The organism is Labedella gwakjiensis (assembly GCF_003014675.1).
Taxonomy (GTDB): Bacteria; Actinomycetota; Actinomycetes; order Actinomycetales; family Microbacteriaceae; genus Labedella; species Labedella gwakjiensis.
This window is the reverse complement of the sequence record NZ_PYAU01000001.1, coordinates 3,455,327-3,471,292: the sequence shown is the minus strand read 5'-3', so window position 1 is coordinate 3,471,292 and position 15,966 is coordinate 3,455,327. Positions and strand designations below refer to the sequence as shown.

Sequence of the window (15,966 nt, the reverse complement as noted above, 5' to 3'; positions counted from 1 at the left end):
GCCATGCGCCGCGAGAGCTTCGAGGACCTCCACGTCGACTACGGCGCCGTCGGTGCCACCGCTGCCCCGGACATGATGCAATACCCGCCCCGCGGGTTCCGCTCCGCCGAGGTCGAGGTGCGCCTCGGCAGCGGCGCCGAACGCTTCACGCAGGCCGTGGACGCGATCATGTCGTGGGACCTCTACCGCGGCTCCGGCATCGCCGTCCAGGTTCTCGCCCACGGCGAGCCCGGCGCCTACACGGGCGTGAAGTTCGCGGAGGACGGCACCCCGATCGCGCCGGCCACGCTCTCGGCCGAGGAACGCTTCACCGCCGACGGAACGCCCTACGTCTCATCGGGTGCGTCCGCCCGTCTGAGCGGTCGTGTGGGTGTCTACCGCGTGACGAGCCGTGTGCGCGTCGTCTCCGTCGTCGAGGACGAACGGCGCGTGAGCGTCACGTTCGGCACGCTCGGCGGCGGCGTCGCGAGCGGCGAGGATGCGTACATCGTCGAACTCGCCGAGGACGACAGCGTGCGGTTCATGCAGCGCTCGGTCTTCCGAGCGAAGGCGCTGCACTATCGTGTGCTCCCGTGGCTTCCGCGCCGTCGATGGGTCGCCCTGTCGACGCGCTTCGCCCGCACGCTCTCACCCCTCTGGGCGGCGCGCACGCGCGGCAAGGTCACGGAGTAGCGGCGCGTGGCCGGTCCGCTTCCCCTCGCCGACCCGGCCCCGCGCGACGGACTCCTCCCGGACTCGGTCGCCCTCGGGGCCGAGGATCGACCTTTCGGCGTGTACGTCCATGTGCCGTTCTGCACCGTCAGGTGCGGGTACTGCGACTTCAACACCTACACGGCCACGGAACTGCGCGGCGCCTCGCAAGCCGACTACGCCACCCAGGCGATCGGAGAGATCTCCCTCGCGGCCGATGTGCTCGAACGCGCCGGTCTGCCCGAGCGGCCCGCACGCACCGTCTTCTTCGGTGGAGGGACGCCGACGCTCCTCCCGGCGTCACACCTCGTGCGGATGCTCGACGCCATCCGATCCTGCGTGGGCATCGCCGACGGCGCGGAGGTGACGACCGAGGCGAACCCCGACAGCGTCGATGCCGACTATCTCGCCGAGCTCGCGGAGGCGGGATTCACGCGGGTGTCGTTCGGCATGCAGTCCGCCGTTCCGAGTGTCCTCGCCACCCTCGACCGCACCCACGACCCCGAACGGATTCCGGTCGTGGTCGAGGCGGCGAGGGCCGCGGGCCTCCAGGTGAGCCTCGACCTCATCTACGGCACTCCCGGCGAGACCCTCGACGACTGGAGGACATCCGTCGAGACGGCCGTCGCGCAGCGCCCCGACCACGTGTCCGCGTACGCGCTCATCGTCGAACAGGGCACGAAGCTCGCCCGCCGGATCCGTTCGGGCCAACTCGAGACGCCGTCCGACGACCTCCAGGCCGACATGTACGAGCTCGCGGACGAGCTCCTCGGTCGCGCCGGATACTCCTGGTACGAGGTGAGCAACTGGGCGACGGGACCGGCGTTCCGTTCACGGCACAACCTGTCCTATTGGACGGGATCGGACTGGTGGGGTGTCGGCCCCGGGGCCCACAGTCACGTCGGCGGCGTGCGCTGGTGGAACGTCAAGCACCCCGCGGCCTACGCAGCTCTCCTTGCGGACGGTGCGTCGCCGGCGCACGGCCGCGAGACACTCGACGACGCGACCCGGCTCGTGGAACGCATCCTTCTGGAGACGCGCATCGTCGACGGACTCGCGATCGACGCTCTTCCGTCCGAGGGTCGTGTGGCCGTCGCCGGTCTCATCGCGGACGAGCTCGTCAACGCAGAAGCCGCCCTGCGCGGTCGGGTCGTATTGACCCTGCGCGGGCGGCTCCTGGCCGACGCCGTCGTTCGGCGACTCGTCGGCTAGCGTCCGTTCCCGACCGTCACGGACGGGAACGGACGCACGGGCTCACTTGATGAATCGGAAGTTCACCGGGTAACGGTACGCCTGACCACTGTTCACCTTGACGCCGCCGATGATCGAGAACACGAGGTTCGCGAGGTACGGCAGCCAGGCGATGAAGCTCAGGAGGGCGCTGATGCCGCCGTAGCCATAGCCGCCGCCGAAGATGAGCGAGACGCTGAGGATCGTCGTGATGATGCTCACGGCGATGTTGGCGATGATCCACGTGATCTGCCAGTTCAGCGCTTCCTTGGACTCCTGCTTCGTGAAGCCGCCACGGTCCTTGAAGACGAGGAAGATGATGAGGGACGGCAGGAAGCCGAGCACACCACCGAAGTGCGACCACATCGCCCACTGCTTGTCCTCGGCCGGCGTCAGGGGCGCTGCGCCGGACGGCTGGCCGTAGGGCTGCTGGCCGTAGGGCTGCTGCGGTCCGCCGTACCCGGGCTGGCCACCCTGGGGAGCTCCGTAGCCCGGCTGCCCCTGCGGAGCGCCGTAACCCGGCTGGCCCTGCGGAGCACCGTAGCCCGGCTGCCCCTGGGGAGCGCTGTAACCCGGCTGGCCCTGCGGAGCACCGTACGGCTGCTGCGGCGGGGGAGGAGGCTGCTGGGATCCGCCGTATGGCGGCTGGCCGTTCGGATTCGGCTGCTGATCTCCCGACTGGGGGGAGTTGGGGTCGGACATCGCCGTTCCTTTCGATCGAGGGTCGTGCGCGGCGGAGTGATCGGAACGACGTGCGTGTCGCCGGGGCCGCGTGGCACAGGATCACGGTATCGGTCAGGCCGAAGAGCCCGCAATCGCCGTGCCGACGGTGTCGAATCGTGTCTCGTCCCCGACACGAGCGGCCCTCGGCCGTTCCCGACTCGGAACGGGTATCATTGGCACTCGAATATTTCGCGTGGTCAGGCCCTTTAGTGATTCAGGGCCTGACCTGCTTGTTTCTAGAAACAAGCCTCCTCGATCCCGCCACTATACGGGTTTCAAAGGGGAGCGTAGGGGGAGCGGCGGTCTCAATCGAAGCGTGACTTGAGGAGGCGCAAAGCGAACCAGTAGACAGCGATAGCTAGAACTGCTCCGTCTATGGCGATGGTCCCGCCGACGTAGGCGTTGGGTCTCTCTCCGATTGCCACGACATAGGCCGCGATGACCGTTCCGCCTAGGCCGCAGAAGACGCCGAGATTCACAAGCACGAGTTCCATCCCAACAGGTGAGAAGAGAATACGCAGGCGCGTGACTTTGCTGTGTCTTCCAAGTCTGGGTCCCTCAAGGTCGCGAAGACTTCGGGTCTCGACCAGGAGGATGAGTACGCCGATCGGGTAGAGAGTCGCCAGGAGCGAAGCACCGTCCAATGTCATGGTGGGAACCTATCGCCCCACGTCGTCGGCGATGGGTCTGCCCCCTCTGTAGACGCGATCCGACGGCGGGACGATGCTCAGGTACGAGAAGGCGTCGGAAGTGGACGAGCTGAACAGGTGGACATGTGAAAGCACTAGAGGCTTGTCCTGTCGAGAGAACCTTCTGAAGTGTCGAAGGGTGCTTCCCACCCCTCGCGTCGGCAGAGGTCCGCGAGGGGCATCGACATCGCCTCCGCTAGTTCGGGATGCTCCGGAAGGTCGTTGATACGCATAGCGATCGTGTGGAAGGCAGAGACGCGCGTGTTCGGCCAGGCGATGTCCTTCCGAACGGCAAGAAGAAATTCCGCCATCAGACGCATCGTGATCGAGACCGGGGGCGACGAGTTCGCCGCGAGGCGGTAACGGAAGAACTTCTCGATGGCCTCGTCTGAGCCCCACACGATGACGAAAGTCTGGAAGTCCGCCATCACGTCTTCGAACTTCTTCAGGGCTGCTGCACTCCGGTGAGGCGTGAGAATGTCGCCCATCGCTTGGAGGAAGGGCTGGTACATCTCGTACGTCTTCTGAGCAACGCGGTCTTCCAGTGCGCGGAGGCGTGCTGCCTCATGTTCGGCCTGCTGCGCCCGTCGGGCAGACCTAGTCGCCCACAATGCCGAGAACACCGCGACCACCGCAGGGACGACGAGTGCGACGATCTGAAGCCACAGCGGAAGAGTCATGCCGTGATCGTAGACCGGACGGCGTCCGCGTGGCATGGTGGAGTCACCCGCGGAGGGTCGGCTGTCGTTGATGCTCCCCTGCCCCACGAGAAGGAGCCGTCGTGACCTACATTCACCTTGTGTTTCCAGACGAGCCCGGCGTGAGCTGGGAAGGCGACACCGCACCGGAGGAGTACACCACCGACCGGGGCATCTACCAGCTCGTACGAGTGGGTAACCCGGTCGGAACTATCGATGACGCCACCGGCTTCAAGTTCGACCGCAACCGGTTCGCCTGGTACGAGCCGAAGCCCACTGTCTAGGCGAGGTGCAGCCTTTGTCTGAGAAAGGCAGGTCGTATGGGTCGGGGTGGCACGCGCGGAGGGAACGACCCAGCAACTAGGTTTTTGAGCATGCCAGATGTGTTCAGCGGTGAAGCAGTGATTGGGTTCGGCCCCGACGATTCACTGTGGGCCGTGACCACACGAGTGTCCCAGGAGCTAGGCGAGGTGTTGTCCCGGGTCGGTGGGAAGCTCCGGACCGAGGGGTTCACCGGCTCGGCGAACGACGGAACCCTCCTTCAACGAAAGACACTCGGTGAGTTGCAGGCAGCTTTCGAGAGCCACAATCTTCAGCCGAGTTGGGTTCGCCAGTTCATGGAGGTCAGACAGGTCGGGTTTCCCCGCAGACCTGTCCAAGGGCTCGGTGCAACCCTCCACACTCACTTCGGCATTCGAGACATGAGCATCCATTTTCAGGGAACCAGCTCTGTCGTCGTACGCGGAGCCAAGGAACAGATGCAGGAGTTCATGGACTCTGTTGACCGGCGTGACTTCGATGTGTGGGACTTCACGTCAGTCGCGTTTGGGCATCCGAAGCTAAGGACGCGTTGGAGTCAGCGCTGGTGGGTGCGAGCAATCATTGTCGCCGCCATCGGCTTGCCCTTCGCAATCTTGACGATCTGGATCGGCTTCGTGAACGGCTGGAACTAACCGCTCGTTCACGATCCACGGTAGGTAGATGGGTCCCTTCCGTCGAGTTCCAACCGCCCCAGTAGACCTCTTGTTTGTGGAGAAGTGTCTGCAACGGTCAGGGGAGGTCGGTTCGCCTGGTCTCGACATTTTCTCTTGCTCACCTTGTTCGTTCCGGCTTCGCTCGGCGTATCAATTACCAGCGGTAGTAGCGAAGTTGGCCATGAAATTGAGGAGCGAACCGTGGACATTAAAATTCAGGAACAGAAAGCACGTCGGGCGGCACAGCGTCAGGGTCTGCGTCTCGTGAAGAGCCGTCGGCGTGATCCCCACGCTGAGGACCACGGGACCTACGTGTTCGTAGAGGACAAGGCCGGTAGCCGGAAGGGAGGCGGTCAGGCAGCGAAGTCGGCGTTCGACCGGGGCGGCGGCCTGCGTCTCCATGAGGTACTGGTAGCCCTGTTCGGGCACGACATTGATGTGCGGGTGAATGACTACGTCAATGTGGCGATCGAGAATTACCGGTCTCTCCTGGAGTGGCACGATGGGTGGCCTGACCCGGAGCGTGGACGATGGACCCTTTACACCGCAGACGAGAACGATGACCCGCACGTCATGTTCGGGGGCCTGGGTGACCTTGATGACGTGTTGAAGGAGGCGCACGAGCACCTGGACCGCCACTACGGAGTAGACCCCGTCTGATCGGATGTCGGGGGGCTCCTCGTACACTCGGAGTCGCGCGGGCCGGTGCGCTCCGAGAGAGGAGTGTCCCAGTTTGTTGCCGAAACCTATTCGCGTCTCCCGCGTGGAGTGGGTCTGTATGCGGAACGATCCCGTCATTCCCAAGGCGGTGATTCGGCTCGTCGTCGTGACGCCTCCGTCCGGTGGCGATCAGGTCCAGGCATACAGGGTGGTCACCTGGGCTGAGGAGTCCCGTGACCGAAAGCTTGTCGGATACTACGAGTCACTTCAGGACGCGAATTCGGTCGTGCTTTTCGACGTGCCGGACCCGGAATCGATCGTGAAGGGTCTGGACGCCTTCGGGATGTACAAGGCTGCCCCCGGGCCTCGACCGCGACGGACCCAGGTCTAGAACCGGACTGTGTCCGCCTGACAGGGTTGATCCACCCGGGGTTGACTGACCTTCGCTGGCCCTCCCCGGCAGCCCAGGGGACGTGTTGGGCCAGATGTGGACAACGTCACGCAACGGAGACTAACGAGGCATTCTCAGTACCCCTTCAGCGAGGGGTAGCGGGACCCCGTTGGTACAGAGCTAAACTCACATCATGTCCGCCACCCTCAAGGTTCAGCGTAAGCCTTCCGTTCAACCCGTACCTTCCAGCGCTGAGCGCCTGGTCAAGGTCGTTCGGAGTCGCAGCGACGAACACATTGCTGACGAGATCCGGGCTCGACGGTCGATGTCGAACGACGAGCGCGTCGAGCGCGAGAAGACCCAGCGACGCAGCCGTGCCGAGGCTGCTGCTGCTCGCCTTCGCGCCAGCTAATTGCCTCACTCATCACCCCATCTTCGAGCCACACGACGCTGCGTAGCGAGCGATCTAGGCCTGGATGTCGAACACGCCTTCCGCGACGCTCGCCACTACTGTGCCGATCACCACGCACTGAGGACATTCGTCAACAAGAGGGCTGGTTCGCCAGGGGTCGGTGAGCCCGTTAAGGACGTCTTCCCGTACCCAGGGGTGCTAAGCCTGCACGTGGGCCGTGGACGCGGGGCGACCTACTGGGACGAAGTCGAGGACGTGTGCTGGCTGCTCGCCTACGGTGACACTCACGCGACGCACGAGGACCGAGACGTCTACAAGCACTTCATGTCTCTGAGCGATAAAGACCTTTTGCTTCCGACTCCTGACGACTACGAGGCGCTGGAAAGAATTAGCTCTGCAAACTTGCTCGATGAGTTCAGGGCGATTGGCCGCACTGCCTATGAGGAAGCTCGCGCCAACCCTGGCACCGAGGTGCAGTACTCCGGGTTGCTGGATGACTCGGAATTGCTCGTCGTCATCGACCTCTACGTCATCGAGAAGGAACAGTGTGAAGAAGGATGGGTGTCCTGGATTCTTCCCAGGGACACGCCATTCTCCGAGGGCCAGGTGTACGACCTCCTCGAAGCGATCTTGCCCGACAACGTGGATTTGGACACGCTTCGGCAAGCCGCCACCGTCGGGTCGCGGCCCGTTCGCTACGACGAAATCGCCTGGACCTGGAGCACGTACGCGAGCGAGTAGGACCGCCTTGTCTCAGTTCTTGAGACAACCCATGCGACGTGCCATTCTGACTGTGTCAGTCAGGGTCGGCCCTCCTCTCTAGAATTTTCGACCTCCCGAACGTGCGACAGCCAAGGAGAACCTATGATTCAGCCCCAGGATGTTCAGTACGCCGAGGGAAAGCACGTCGAGATTGACGTGGACGGTCATGCCGTTCACATTCGAGTTCTGAACGACAACACATGGCTCGGACAGCCGTTGCGAGAGTCGGAGTGGTACGTCGTGTCGTTCGGCGCCCACACGGGTCATATAAGCGTGGGTAGAGACGGCGTCAGCTACGCGTACACGGCTTCGGCTGAGCTGTCCGATGGACTGGGGCGAGAGTTCGACTCGTTTGGCGAAGCAATTAAGTTCGTTGTCAGGCAGCAGGGGCCAACCGGCCGCTAACCCCGAGGAGCCGACGTCAGCCTATAGACCGTAGCGACCGAGATTTCGAGCGTGGATGAAATCTCTGCGATGCTCTCGCCAGAATCCCGCAGCGTCTGCGCTTTCCTAGCCGTCGCGGGATCGGTCCTTGGACGTCCGCCCTTGCGATTTTTCCCCTTCGCTGCGGCTAGCCCTGCGATTGTGCGCTCAGAGATGAACGAGCGCTCCATCTCCGCAAAGATGGCGAGCATCTGGAGCATGGCCCTGCCTGTGGGAGTAGAGCTGTTCAGGCCATCGGAAATCGACTCCACGAAAATGCCTCGCTCGGTCAAGTTGGCAAGGAGCTGTGCGACGTGCGCCGTTGAGCGCCCGATGCGGTCGAGCTTGTAGACGACGATGGTGTCGCCTGTACTCGCGTCGGCCAGCATGGCGTCGAGAGCAGGACGAGAAGACTTCGATCCAGAGACTCCATGATCGACGTACCTGTTCCTCTTCAGTACCTTCGCGTTGTCGAGCGCATCGTGTTGGAGGCTCTCATCCTGCTTACCTGTGCTTACTCGTACGTACCCAAGGCGCGTACCCGTCGAGGATGTTGTCATTCCCCAAGCCTCGCACAAAGCCATACGTTTCTGCAACGCAAAAACGTATGGGTATTTACCGAAGAAAGATCGAGGTTGGGGCCCGGAACGACGAGTGAGTGACATCGCCTCGATCTGTCGCATCTGGGCATCGTTTTTGAGAACAAGAATGTGACCCCCCACTAGAAAGTAGCCGCCCCCAGCAGGCTCTCGATTTCCTGATGGGGGCGGCCTCCGGGGTGCCGGGCGACACGTCCGGATTCGGGTTCACCAACGGAGGAGAGGAGGAACCCGAAGTGTTGAGGAGGCGTCAGGTGTGCTCCCGGCCGAATTGACGCACCAAGATCGTCGCCCGCATCTCAGCAGGGATGTCCACCTCCAGAGCCTCGCCACCCACTGCGGTGAGACAGTGCACTCGTCCAGCGTCCATGACGTAGACCAGGCGTCGTCCGTTCCGACGCGAGGCCGACACCCGAGCGGCAGGGGAAGCGCTCCAGGACGCACTAGAGAGCTGGATGGTCTGGCTACCGGCGAACGACGGGGCGTGGGTCCTCACGGTCGCTCCGGAAGGCGCTGGACGAGTTTCCCGAATGTTCCGAGGCTCATCGTGACGTGCTGCTCCTGTAGTTCTCTTCCGGGCGAGTACGACACGACCGCGGGGAGGGCCGTGCCGCCGTCATCGAAGTTCTCGGCGCGACGGAGGGCGGCATCGGGAGTCTCGTCGTTCGCGATGCTGACGGCAAGACTCCATCCTGGAAGATCGAGAGTCGGGCGGTTGGCGTCGCCTGAATCCACTGCGACCCCGCTCTGGGTCAGGGCGATCGCGACCAGCTCGGAGAGAGCGGAGTGGCGGTCCATTGTGGGTGTGTCCATGGGTGTTTCTCCTAGTTCAGAGCGTGATGGATGTTCTACGCGACCCGTATGTGCGATTCAGGTCTCGGAGAGCCTGGGTCCGCTCCTCAAGATCGTCCAACGCCCAAGCTGCTTTCCGAGCGGCGTCCCGTGCAAGATCTTCTTCCGGCGATCCCTCTGTCCACACTCGGAAACCCTCTGGAGCTGGACCGGGACGGACAATCTCGTGGCCCCACTTGGAGCGCTGGGCTTCAGCATCGTGGAACGTTGTCAGGAAGCTTTCGCCATGCCGGTTGATCGACTCTTGGATGTGCTCGGCCGTGAGGACGACAGTGTCGCCCCGCTTCCAGACCGCACCGAACAAGACGGTGCCTGAGCGGAGGACGTGAAACTCCTCGCCTGCCTTCGGCATCGTCGCGGAAGCGGCCTTGTCGGTTGTCGTGGTGTGTGTCATTTCAGTTCTCCTCCTGGGTGTGAGTTCGTGGGGTGATCGCGAGGACTGCCATCGCCCCGGCCATCTCGTGTTCGCCTTCGGCGGTGAGACGATCACGAAGTGCCGCCGCGAACTCGGGGTTCCGGCGTGCTGTCTGTCCGACCGCCAGAGCAAGGCGCTCTCCGTCTCTGAGCTGGCGCACGACCTCCTCGTCATCCACGCCCATCGTGGTGAGGATCGTGGACACAAGGCGTTCCGTCGTCGCTGCGGCCCGGAGTACGGTCGCCGCCTGCCCCGCCGCTAGGGCCGCTCTGCGGACCGCCATGACGTCGCTGAGAGCCAGTGACAGTGCACCAGCGAAGTCCGACACGCTGGGCCCGTCTTCCATGCTGGCGGTCACGAGGAGGCTAGTACCCAGATGATTTCGAGCGTGCCGACGTAGGGAGGATTCGCCAATTCCGAACTTCGTCGCGACGTCGGAGACAGGGGTCAGTCCAGCGAGAGATCGATCGATTTCGGCCCGGGAAACATGGGTGCAGACAGAACAGGGTCTCGCCATCTCGGTGCTCCCTCCGTCGATACGTCGATTCGGTGTCGTATGTACTATCGGCCCCGAATCGATTTTCTTCAGTGGTCTCTCGTTACGTGTTCATGACGAGACTCTTAGGCCGTAGTGACGTGCGACCTCCAGGCGTGCTCGTCTGTCAGGCGCGAAGAGGAGCGCCATGTTGATCGTCTTCTGTCGCTCACCACGAAGGACGGCGAGGGGTACGAACGGGCGAGACTTCCGGGCTGTGCGGCGGTCATCCTTGTAGAGGTCCCGGAGGGCCACGAGGTCCTGGATGGTGAGCTTGAACCCTTTGGGGCGAGAGGCGAAGTCCAGTGCTGCCATACGGAGTGCGAGCTGACGACGGAGGCGGGTAATGGTACTCACAGAGCACTCCAGCTTCCGGGCCTGTTCGGACTTGGAGAGGCCTTTGACGGCCTTCAACTCCTTGAGCGTCCAACGAGGGCGTGGCTTGCTCTTCCGCCCTGCACGCGAGCAACGGGCGATGTAGCCAGCGTCGTACGTCTCAGCTACTCGGACAGCGGCTGCCTGAGCCAGCGTCTCCCAGTCGTCCCACGAGAGGTGTGGAGCCAGTTCACGAACACGGACGAACAGACGTTCCGCTGTCATGTCCACGGGGTCCAGGCCCCAGTAGGTGCCAGCTCGTACGAGGTCGTTCAGTCGGTAGAACTCCTCAACGACGAGGATGCGAAGAGTCTTGGCCCGGAACTTCCGTGGTCTGAAGTAGTCGGGGTTGGGTGCCTTCTTCGCTTTGTGCGTGACGGAAGGTCCCAAGAGGGTGGGGGCGGGGAAGGCCATGTCGGCTCCATTCGAAGTGAAGTGATGAATTTCGAATGGGCCTCAGCGGATGGAGCCTCTACTAGTCCGCCTAGCGCCTCAAGGAAGTGATGCGTGGGGAGTCGGGTATTCCGTAGCTCCCCACGCGAATGCTTCACTTCACTGGAGCGTCTCCAGCATATCACGCAGGCCGAATATCCTCGCTTTCATCTGGTGTTTAGCGCGTACGGACGGGAACTAGAGAGGGTGGCAATGGGACCCCATGTACTCATCTACCGGGGCAGATAGTTCTATGACCTAGGTAGAAAATTGACGTAGAAGTTGAAGGGGCACGAGGCTCTATCTGTTCATCTGCTGGAGCAGATAGTTCTATGAACCAAGCACCCACCTCGCTTCGAAAAGCCTCTTCTTCTAGACGCTCGATACTCTCTCCCCATGCACAGACAGGGGTCGCCCGAGGACTGGGCCAAGTTCCACGAACTACTCGGTCGGTACATCACTGCCGCGGGGAACGCGGAATCGATGATGTACCGTCTCCTCCTGTTGATGCGCTCGCAGGCGGGGTTACCGACCCTCGAAAACGCCCCTATGTGGGGCGGTCTGCTTCGCATCCTCCGAGCAGACGCTGCCGGTGGTCCCTGGGAGGAGGAGATGACGTATCTCCTCCGGAGCGCCGATCGTCGTGGACGACTTCGGAACTCCATCGTCCACACCGGCTGGTTCGCCGTCGGACCGGATGGCTATGTGGGTCGGCGGCATTCGGCACACGACGACGGAAGCATGTTCATGACCATGTCACGGGACGTCCTAGAGACCGATATCGAGATTATGGAGCAGTTCGAGAACGACCTGGAGAGCTTCGGGCAGAGGGTGCAGAGCGAGCGCCGCCTGTAAGTAGGGCTCAGGCACGCCTACGAATCCCCGCACGAGCGGCCACCTGAGCATCACGAGCGGCGTCGGTCCCCTGGTAGACGAGAGCCATCCGCTCCGTGGTGTGGTCCCCCCGGTGCATCACGTCCTTCAAGGTCGCGCCGTTCTGGGCCACGTGAGTCAGGCTGATGTGCCTGATGTCGTGGAAATGCATGGTCGGGACTCCAGCGGCCTCACGTGCCTTGATGAAGGCGCTCCGGAGGGCGTTGTGAGACAGCCGATCACCTTTTTTCCCCACGAACATGGGAGCCAGGTCAAAGATGTTCCGTGCGTCCACGTACGCCCTCAGCTCCTCCAGTCCCTCGGGAAGGAGCGTCAACTTCTTCACCCGTCCGGTCTTCGTCTGCCGAAGCGACTTGGAACCGATGTTGGTCAACTGCCGCTGCACGGTCAGGACGCCCGTCTTCTTGTCGAAGTCACCACGGTTGAGTCCAAGTACCTCCCCGAGCCGGAGGTGGGCTGAGAAAGTCACCCAGAGCACAACCTGAAGCTCCAGAGGCGTGTGCTCCAGTACGTCGAGGAACTGATTCACAGTGAACACGGGTCGGGTGGTGTGCGCCTGCTCACCGCGCTTCTTCTCGACGTTGCACGGGCTGATGCGAATGTACTTCCAGGAGACGGCCTTCTTCATGATCTTCCTGAGGAGCTGATACGCCGCCTGACGCGATGCCTTCCGGTGAGCGTTCGCAGCCCACCAGAGGTCCACCTCCTCCTCATCGATGTCTCCGATCCTCTTGGACCCGAACGTCGGCAGGATGACCGCACGGAGGGCGGAGAGATCGTTGCGGTACGTGCCCGGGGCCACCTCTGTCTGCCGGATGACCATGACCTTGTCCACGACCGCGGAGAAGAGAACGCGCGACTTCTCCTTCTCCACGTGCTCACCACGTTCTATGTCCACGAGGACTGTACGAAGGTGACGAGCTGCGTCCGTCTTCGTAGTGAAGGTTCCGCCGCTCACCCTCTTACCCACCGTGTTGATGTACCGGACGGACCAGCGTCCGGATTTCTCCAGGCGGATGGAGCCCTTGGCAATTCTGCTCATGATGTGTGCCTCCTTGGTATGTCAGTTCTTATACGCCGGAGGAGGCTTGATTGACCAAGGTCAACGGGGAGCGAATTGGGAGCGGACGACACGACTTCCGCGCCAGCACTGGGCGAGCGGGTAAGGGGTATCATTGGCACTCAGAGACGGTGAGTGCCAACGCGATCGACGGGAGGGCGCCGGTGGTATCGGAACGCGGACTGGATGTCCTTCGTGCGATCGTGCACGACTACGTCGCCTCTCGCGAGCCCGTGGGATCGAAGTCCATCGTCGACCGCCACGCGTTCGGGGTCTCGGCGGCCACCATTCGCAACGACATGGCCCTCCTGGAGGAGGAGGAGCTCATCGTCGCTCCCCACACGTCGAGCGGCCGGGTGCCGACGGACAAGGGATACAGGCTCTTCGTCGACCAGCTCGCCGACCGCCGTCCGCTCTCGAGCGCGCAGCGCGTCGCGATCGAGCAGTTCCTCGGAGAGTCGGTCGACCTCGACGACGTGCTGTCGCGCACGGTCCGGTTGCTCTCGCAGCTCACGAACCAGGTCGCGATCGTCCAGTACCCCACGTTCTCGAAGGCATCCGTACGGCACGTCGAACTCGTGACGCTGGCGCCGTCCCGACTGCTCGCCGTCCTCATCACCGATTCCGGTCGCGTGGAGCAGCGCGTCATCGAGACCGGAACCCCCGTCGACGCCGAAGCCGTCGAGAGGCTCCGCACCGCCATCGGCGACGCGACGGTCGGATTCTCGATCGCCGAGGCGGCCGCCGCGCTCGAGAAGCTGCCGAACGCCGTCGACGCGCCGGATCGGGACCTCGCCATCCTCGTGACCGACGCCGTGATCGGGCAGCTCGGTCATCACCGCCAGGACCGCCTGGTGCTCGCGGGATCGGCCAACCTCGCGCGGACGGAGGACGACTTCCGTGGGAGTATCTTCCCCGTGCTCGAGGCGCTCGAGCAGCAGGTCGTCCTGCTCAGGCTCTTCGGGGAGATGCAGTCGGACGCCTTCGGTGTGACCGCGCGCATCGGTCGCGAGAACGCGGCGTACGGTCTCGCCGAGACGTCGGTCGTGGTGAGCGACTATTCGACGGCGGGCGAGACCGCCCGGCTCGGCGTCCTCGGCCCCACCCGCATGGACTACAGCAACAACATGGCGGCCGTCCGCGCCGTCGCCCGCTACCTCACGCGGCTCCTCGGGGAGTCGTGACGAACCTGGTCCGGACTTCCCGGGCCACCGAACATCCCATCCACGCCGTCTGCGCCCACGAGGCGCCGACGCACCCCAGACGAAAGGCCCTGTGTGGCTGACCACTACGACGTCCTCGGCGTCTCGCGCGACGCGAGCGCCGACGAGATCAAGAAGGCGTACAGGAAGCTCGCGCGCGAACTCCACCCGGACGTGAACCCCGGGGCGGACGCCAGCGAGAAGTTCAAGGCCGTCACCCACGCCTACGACGTCTTGAGCGACCCCGAGCAGCGCCAGCGCTACGACCTCGGCGACGCCGGCGGCTTCGGGGGCGGCGGCGCCGCAGGCTTCTCCGGTTTCGGGGACATCTTCGATTCGTTCTTCGGTGGCGGAGCCCAGCGCGGCCCGAAGTCTCGACGGGAGCGCGGGCAGGATGCCCTCCTGCGCGTCGAGGTCGACCTCGACGAGGTCATCTTCGGAACGCACCGCGACCTCGAGGTCGACACGGCCGTGGTCTGCGGAACGTGCAACGGCAGCTGCTGCCAGCCCGGCACGAGCCCTGTCACGTGCGACGTGTGCCGCGGAGCCGGACAGATCCAACGCACCGTCCGCTCGCTCCTCGGCAACGTCGTCACGGCCTCCCCGTGCGGTACCTGCCGCGGATACGGCACCGTCATCCCGAACCCGTGCGTCACGTGCGGCGGCCAAGGGCGCGTCAGGGCGCGGCGCACCGTTCCGGTCGACATCCCCGCCGGCGTCGACACCGGCTTGCGTCTCCAGATGCCCGGCAGCGGAGAGGTCGGGCCGGCCGGCGGGCCGAACGGCGACCTGTTCCTCGAGATCAAGGTGCGCCACAACGAGGACTTCAGTCGCGACGGCGATGATCTCCTCTGCACGCTCGAGGTCCCGATGACGGATGCGATCTTCGGCACAGAGGCCTCAATCCCCGGTCTCGACGGCAACGTCGATGTCGAGGTGCGCGCGGGCGCGCAGAGCGGCGAGGTCCTCACCATCAAGGGCCGTGGCATCACGAAGCTCCGTGGATCCGGGCGCGGAGACCTCCGCATCGGACTCCAGGTCGTCACTCCCACCAAGCTCGACCACAAGGAGCGCGAGCTCATGGAGGCATTCGCGAAAGGCCGGAAACAGCACGGGCCGCAGCTCGCTTCCTTCCACCAGGGCATCTTCTCGAAGCTCCGCGACCGCTTCCGCGGCTGAGCCGTGAGCTCGCTCTTCTACGCGGACGATCTCGCAGATCGTGATGGTGGCGCGCTCGTTACGGTGGACGGCCGCGAGGCCCACCACGCCGCCGTGAACCGGCTGCGTGTGGGGGAGCAAATCCTCCTCGGTGACGGCAGGGGCACGCTGGCCGACGCCTCGGTCGAGGCGGTCTCTCCGACCTCCGTCTCCTTCCGCATCGGGGACCCGCGTCGGCAGGAGCGGCCGACACCCGAGATCTGGCTAGCCCAGGCCCTCGCCAAGGGCGACCGCGACGAGCTCGCGATCCAGGCCGCCACCGAGGTGGGGGTGTCCGGCGTGATCCCGCTCCAGGCCGCCCGGAGCATCTCGCGGTGGTCGGGCCCGAAGGTCGAGAAGGGCGTGACCCGCTGGACGTCGATCGTGCGGGAAGCGAGCAAGCAGGCGATCCGCGCCTGGGTCCCCGAGGTGACCGCTCCTCTGCCTCCTGCCGATCTGGTGGCGGACGGGGATGCCGTCCTCGTGCTCGATCCTCGCGCCGATGTCCGGCTCGCCGACGCCGTGCGCACGGTGCCCGATTCGACGCGGCGAATCGTGCTCGCCGTCGGACCGGAGGGCGGCTTCACACCCGAGGAGCTGACGCGTCTCGAGGACGCTGGAGCGGTCCTCGTCGTGCTCGGCGACACCGTGCTCCGGACGTCGACGGCGGGGCCGGCCGCCATCGCCGTGACGAACGTCGCCCTCGGCCGCTGGTGACCGGCTCCCGGGCGCCCCGGCTCCCGCCCCACGCCC

General features: G+C 64.2%; 22 protein-coding genes. 13 read left to right on the top strand and 9 right to left on the bottom strand.

Going from position 1 to position 15,966, the window contains the following annotated elements:
- Positions 1–3 precede the first annotated feature (3 nt).
- Together CLV49_RS16345 and hemW are read left to right on the top strand one after the other, a co-directional pair.
- Complete coding sequence (locus tag CLV49_RS16345; protein ID WP_106564486.1) at positions 4–672, top strand: DUF1990 family protein; 669 nt, start codon at positions 4–6, stop codon at positions 670–672.
- A gap of 6 nt (positions 673–678) precedes the next feature.
- Positions 679–1,902, top strand: coding sequence for a radical SAM family heme chaperone HemW (gene hemW, locus CLV49_RS16340; RefSeq protein WP_106564485.1), 1,224 nt, complete (start codon positions 679–681; stop codon positions 1,900–1,902).
- Positions 1,903–1,944: 42 nt separating this feature from the next.
- Here hemW and CLV49_RS16335 read toward each other — a convergent pair whose 3' ends face one another.
- The 3 genes from CLV49_RS16335 to CLV49_RS16325 all read right to left on the bottom strand — a co-directional run bounded on the left by CLV49_RS16335 (position 1,945) and on the right by CLV49_RS16325 (position 4,012).
- Complete coding sequence (locus CLV49_RS16335; protein ID WP_106564484.1) at positions 1,945–2,622, bottom strand: DUF4870 domain-containing protein; 678 nt, start codon at positions 2,620–2,622, stop codon at positions 1,945–1,947.
- A gap of 326 nt (positions 2,623–2,948) precedes the next feature.
- The gene (locus CLV49_RS16330) at positions 2,949–3,293 is read right to left on the bottom strand and encodes a hypothetical protein (protein WP_106564483.1); all 345 of its coding nucleotides are present in this window, start codon (positions 3,291–3,293) and stop codon (positions 2,949–2,951) included.
- Positions 3,294–3,427: 134 nt separating this feature from the next.
- Complete coding sequence (locus tag CLV49_RS16325) at positions 3,428–4,012, bottom strand: hypothetical protein (protein WP_106564482.1); 585 nt, start codon at positions 4,010–4,012, stop codon at positions 3,428–3,430.
- A gap of 101 nt (positions 4,013–4,113) precedes the next feature.
- On the opposite strand from CLV49_RS16325, the gene CLV49_RS16320 reads away from it, so the two are divergent.
- From CLV49_RS16320 to CLV49_RS16295, 7 genes are all read left to right on the top strand, one after another.
- Entirely contained in the window at positions 4,114–4,314 is a 201-nt protein-coding gene (locus CLV49_RS16320; RefSeq protein WP_106564481.1) for a hypothetical protein, read from the top strand.
- Between the two features lie 90 nt (positions 4,315–4,404).
- On the top strand, positions 4,405–4,983 hold the full coding sequence (locus CLV49_RS16315) for a hypothetical protein (protein WP_106564480.1): 579 nt from the start codon (positions 4,405–4,407) through the stop codon (positions 4,981–4,983).
- Between the two features lie 222 nt (positions 4,984–5,205).
- Positions 5,206–5,664: a PDDEXK family nuclease gene (locus tag CLV49_RS18215; RefSeq protein WP_127054235.1), complete on the top strand. Its 459-nt coding sequence runs from the start codon at positions 5,206–5,208 to the stop codon at positions 5,662–5,664.
- A gap of 118 nt (positions 5,665–5,782) precedes the next feature.
- Positions 5,783–6,055: a hypothetical protein gene (locus CLV49_RS16305; RefSeq protein ID WP_106564478.1), complete on the top strand. Its 273-nt coding sequence runs from the start codon at positions 5,783–5,785 to the stop codon at positions 6,053–6,055.
- Positions 6,056–6,248: 193 nt separating this feature from the next.
- Positions 6,249–6,467: a hypothetical protein gene (locus tag CLV49_RS18210; protein WP_127054237.1), complete on the top strand. Its 219-nt coding sequence runs from the start codon at positions 6,249–6,251 to the stop codon at positions 6,465–6,467.
- Positions 6,468–6,662: 195 nt separating this feature from the next.
- Entirely contained in the window at positions 6,663–7,208 is a 546-nt protein-coding gene (locus tag CLV49_RS16300; protein WP_106564477.1) for a hypothetical protein, read from the top strand.
- A gap of 123 nt (positions 7,209–7,331) precedes the next feature.
- Complete coding sequence (locus tag CLV49_RS16295) at positions 7,332–7,634, top strand: hypothetical protein (protein WP_106564476.1); 303 nt, start codon at positions 7,332–7,334, stop codon at positions 7,632–7,634.
- Here CLV49_RS16295 and CLV49_RS16290 read toward each other — a convergent pair.
- The 5 genes from CLV49_RS16290 to CLV49_RS16270 form a co-directional block, all read right to left on the bottom strand.
- Entirely contained in the window at positions 7,631–8,212 is a 582-nt protein-coding gene (locus CLV49_RS16290) for a recombinase family protein (RefSeq protein ID WP_106564475.1), read from the bottom strand. The two genes, CLV49_RS16295 and CLV49_RS16290, sit on opposite strands and share 4 nt — an antisense overlap.
- A gap of 531 nt (positions 8,213–8,743) precedes the next feature.
- Positions 8,744–9,064: a hypothetical protein gene (locus CLV49_RS16285; RefSeq protein WP_127054241.1), complete on the bottom strand. Its 321-nt coding sequence runs from the start codon at positions 9,062–9,064 to the stop codon at positions 8,744–8,746.
- 16 nt (positions 9,065–9,080) lie between these two features.
- The gene (locus CLV49_RS16280) at positions 9,081–9,497 is read right to left on the bottom strand and encodes a hypothetical protein (protein ID WP_106564473.1); all 417 of its coding nucleotides are present in this window, start codon (positions 9,495–9,497) and stop codon (positions 9,081–9,083) included.
- 1 nt (position 9,498) lies between these two features.
- Positions 9,499–9,876: a hypothetical protein gene (locus tag CLV49_RS16275; protein WP_106564472.1), complete on the bottom strand. Its 378-nt coding sequence runs from the start codon at positions 9,874–9,876 to the stop codon at positions 9,499–9,501.
- A gap of 249 nt (positions 9,877–10,125) precedes the next feature.
- Positions 10,126–10,842 carry a hypothetical protein gene (locus CLV49_RS16270; protein WP_106564471.1) on the bottom strand — a complete coding sequence of 239 codons (717 nt, stop codon included), beginning with the start codon at positions 10,840–10,842 and terminating at the stop codon, positions 10,126–10,128.
- A gap of 414 nt (positions 10,843–11,256) precedes the next feature.
- Between CLV49_RS16270 and CLV49_RS16265 the strand changes: the two genes are divergently transcribed.
- Positions 11,257–11,715: a hypothetical protein gene (locus tag CLV49_RS16265; RefSeq protein ID WP_106564470.1), complete on the top strand. Its 459-nt coding sequence runs from the start codon at positions 11,257–11,259 to the stop codon at positions 11,713–11,715.
- Positions 11,716–11,722: 7 nt separating this feature from the next.
- On the opposite strand, the gene CLV49_RS16260 is transcribed toward CLV49_RS16265, so the two are convergent.
- Complete coding sequence (locus CLV49_RS16260; protein WP_106564469.1) at positions 11,723–12,796, bottom strand: tyrosine-type recombinase/integrase; 1,074 nt, start codon at positions 12,794–12,796, stop codon at positions 11,723–11,725.
- 182 nt (positions 12,797–12,978) lie between these two features.
- Between CLV49_RS16260 and hrcA the strand changes: the two genes are divergently transcribed.
- The 3 genes from hrcA (at position 12,979) to CLV49_RS16245 (ending at position 15,930) form a co-directional block, all read left to right on the top strand.
- Positions 12,979–13,998 carry a heat-inducible transcriptional repressor HrcA gene (gene hrcA / locus CLV49_RS16255; protein ID WP_106564468.1) on the top strand — a complete coding sequence of 340 codons (1,020 nt, stop codon included), beginning with the start codon at positions 12,979–12,981 and terminating at the stop codon, positions 13,996–13,998.
- A gap of 93 nt (positions 13,999–14,091) precedes the next feature.
- Positions 14,092–15,195: a molecular chaperone DnaJ gene (dnaJ, locus tag CLV49_RS16250; protein ID WP_106564467.1), complete on the top strand. Its 1,104-nt coding sequence runs from the start codon at positions 14,092–14,094 to the stop codon at positions 15,193–15,195.
- Positions 15,196–15,198: 3 nt separating this feature from the next.
- Positions 15,199–15,930: a 16S rRNA (uracil(1498)-N(3))-methyltransferase gene (locus CLV49_RS16245; protein WP_106564466.1), complete on the top strand. Its 732-nt coding sequence runs from the start codon at positions 15,199–15,201 to the stop codon at positions 15,928–15,930.
- The last annotated feature ends 36 nt before the right edge of the window (positions 15,931–15,966 follow it).

Coding starts and splice junctions, on each gene's coding strand:
- CLV49_RS16345 (WP_106564486.1), top strand. CDS start 4: ATGCGCCGCGAGAGCTTCGAGGACCTCCACGTCGACTACGGCGCCGTC.
- CLV49_RS16335 (WP_106564484.1), bottom strand. CDS start 2,622: ATGTCCGACCCCAACTCCCCCCAGTCGGGAGATCAGCAGCCGAATCCG.
- CLV49_RS16330 (WP_106564483.1), bottom strand. CDS start 3,293: ATGACATTGGACGGTGCTTCGCTCCTGGCGACTCTCTACCCGATCGGC.
- CLV49_RS16325 (WP_106564482.1), bottom strand. CDS start 4,012: ATGACTCTTCCGCTGTGGCTTCAGATCGTCGCACTCGTCGTCCCTGCG.
- CLV49_RS16315 (WP_106564480.1), top strand. CDS start 4,405: ATGCCAGATGTGTTCAGCGGTGAAGCAGTGATTGGGTTCGGCCCCGAC.
- CLV49_RS16305 (WP_106564478.1), top strand. CDS start 5,783: ATGCGGAACGATCCCGTCATTCCCAAGGCGGTGATTCGGCTCGTCGTC.
- CLV49_RS18210 (WP_127054237.1), top strand. CDS start 6,249: ATGTCCGCCACCCTCAAGGTTCAGCGTAAGCCTTCCGTTCAACCCGTA.
- CLV49_RS16295 (WP_106564476.1), top strand. CDS start 7,332: ATGATTCAGCCCCAGGATGTTCAGTACGCCGAGGGAAAGCACGTCGAG.
- CLV49_RS16290 (WP_106564475.1), bottom strand. CDS start 8,212: ATGACAACATCCTCGACGGGTACGCGCCTTGGGTACGTACGAGTAAGC.
- CLV49_RS16285 (WP_127054241.1), bottom strand. CDS start 9,064: ATGGACACACCCACAATGGACCGCCACTCCGCTCTCTCCGAGCTGGTC.
- CLV49_RS16280 (WP_106564473.1), bottom strand. CDS start 9,497: ATGACACACACCACGACAACCGACAAGGCCGCTTCCGCGACGATGCCG.
- CLV49_RS16270 (WP_106564471.1), bottom strand. CDS start 10,842: ATGGCCTTCCCCGCCCCCACCCTCTTGGGACCTTCCGTCACGCACAAA.
- CLV49_RS16265 (WP_106564470.1), top strand. CDS start 11,257: ATGCACAGACAGGGGTCGCCCGAGGACTGGGCCAAGTTCCACGAACTA.
- CLV49_RS16260 (WP_106564469.1), bottom strand. CDS start 12,796: ATGAGCAGAATTGCCAAGGGCTCCATCCGCCTGGAGAAATCCGGACGC.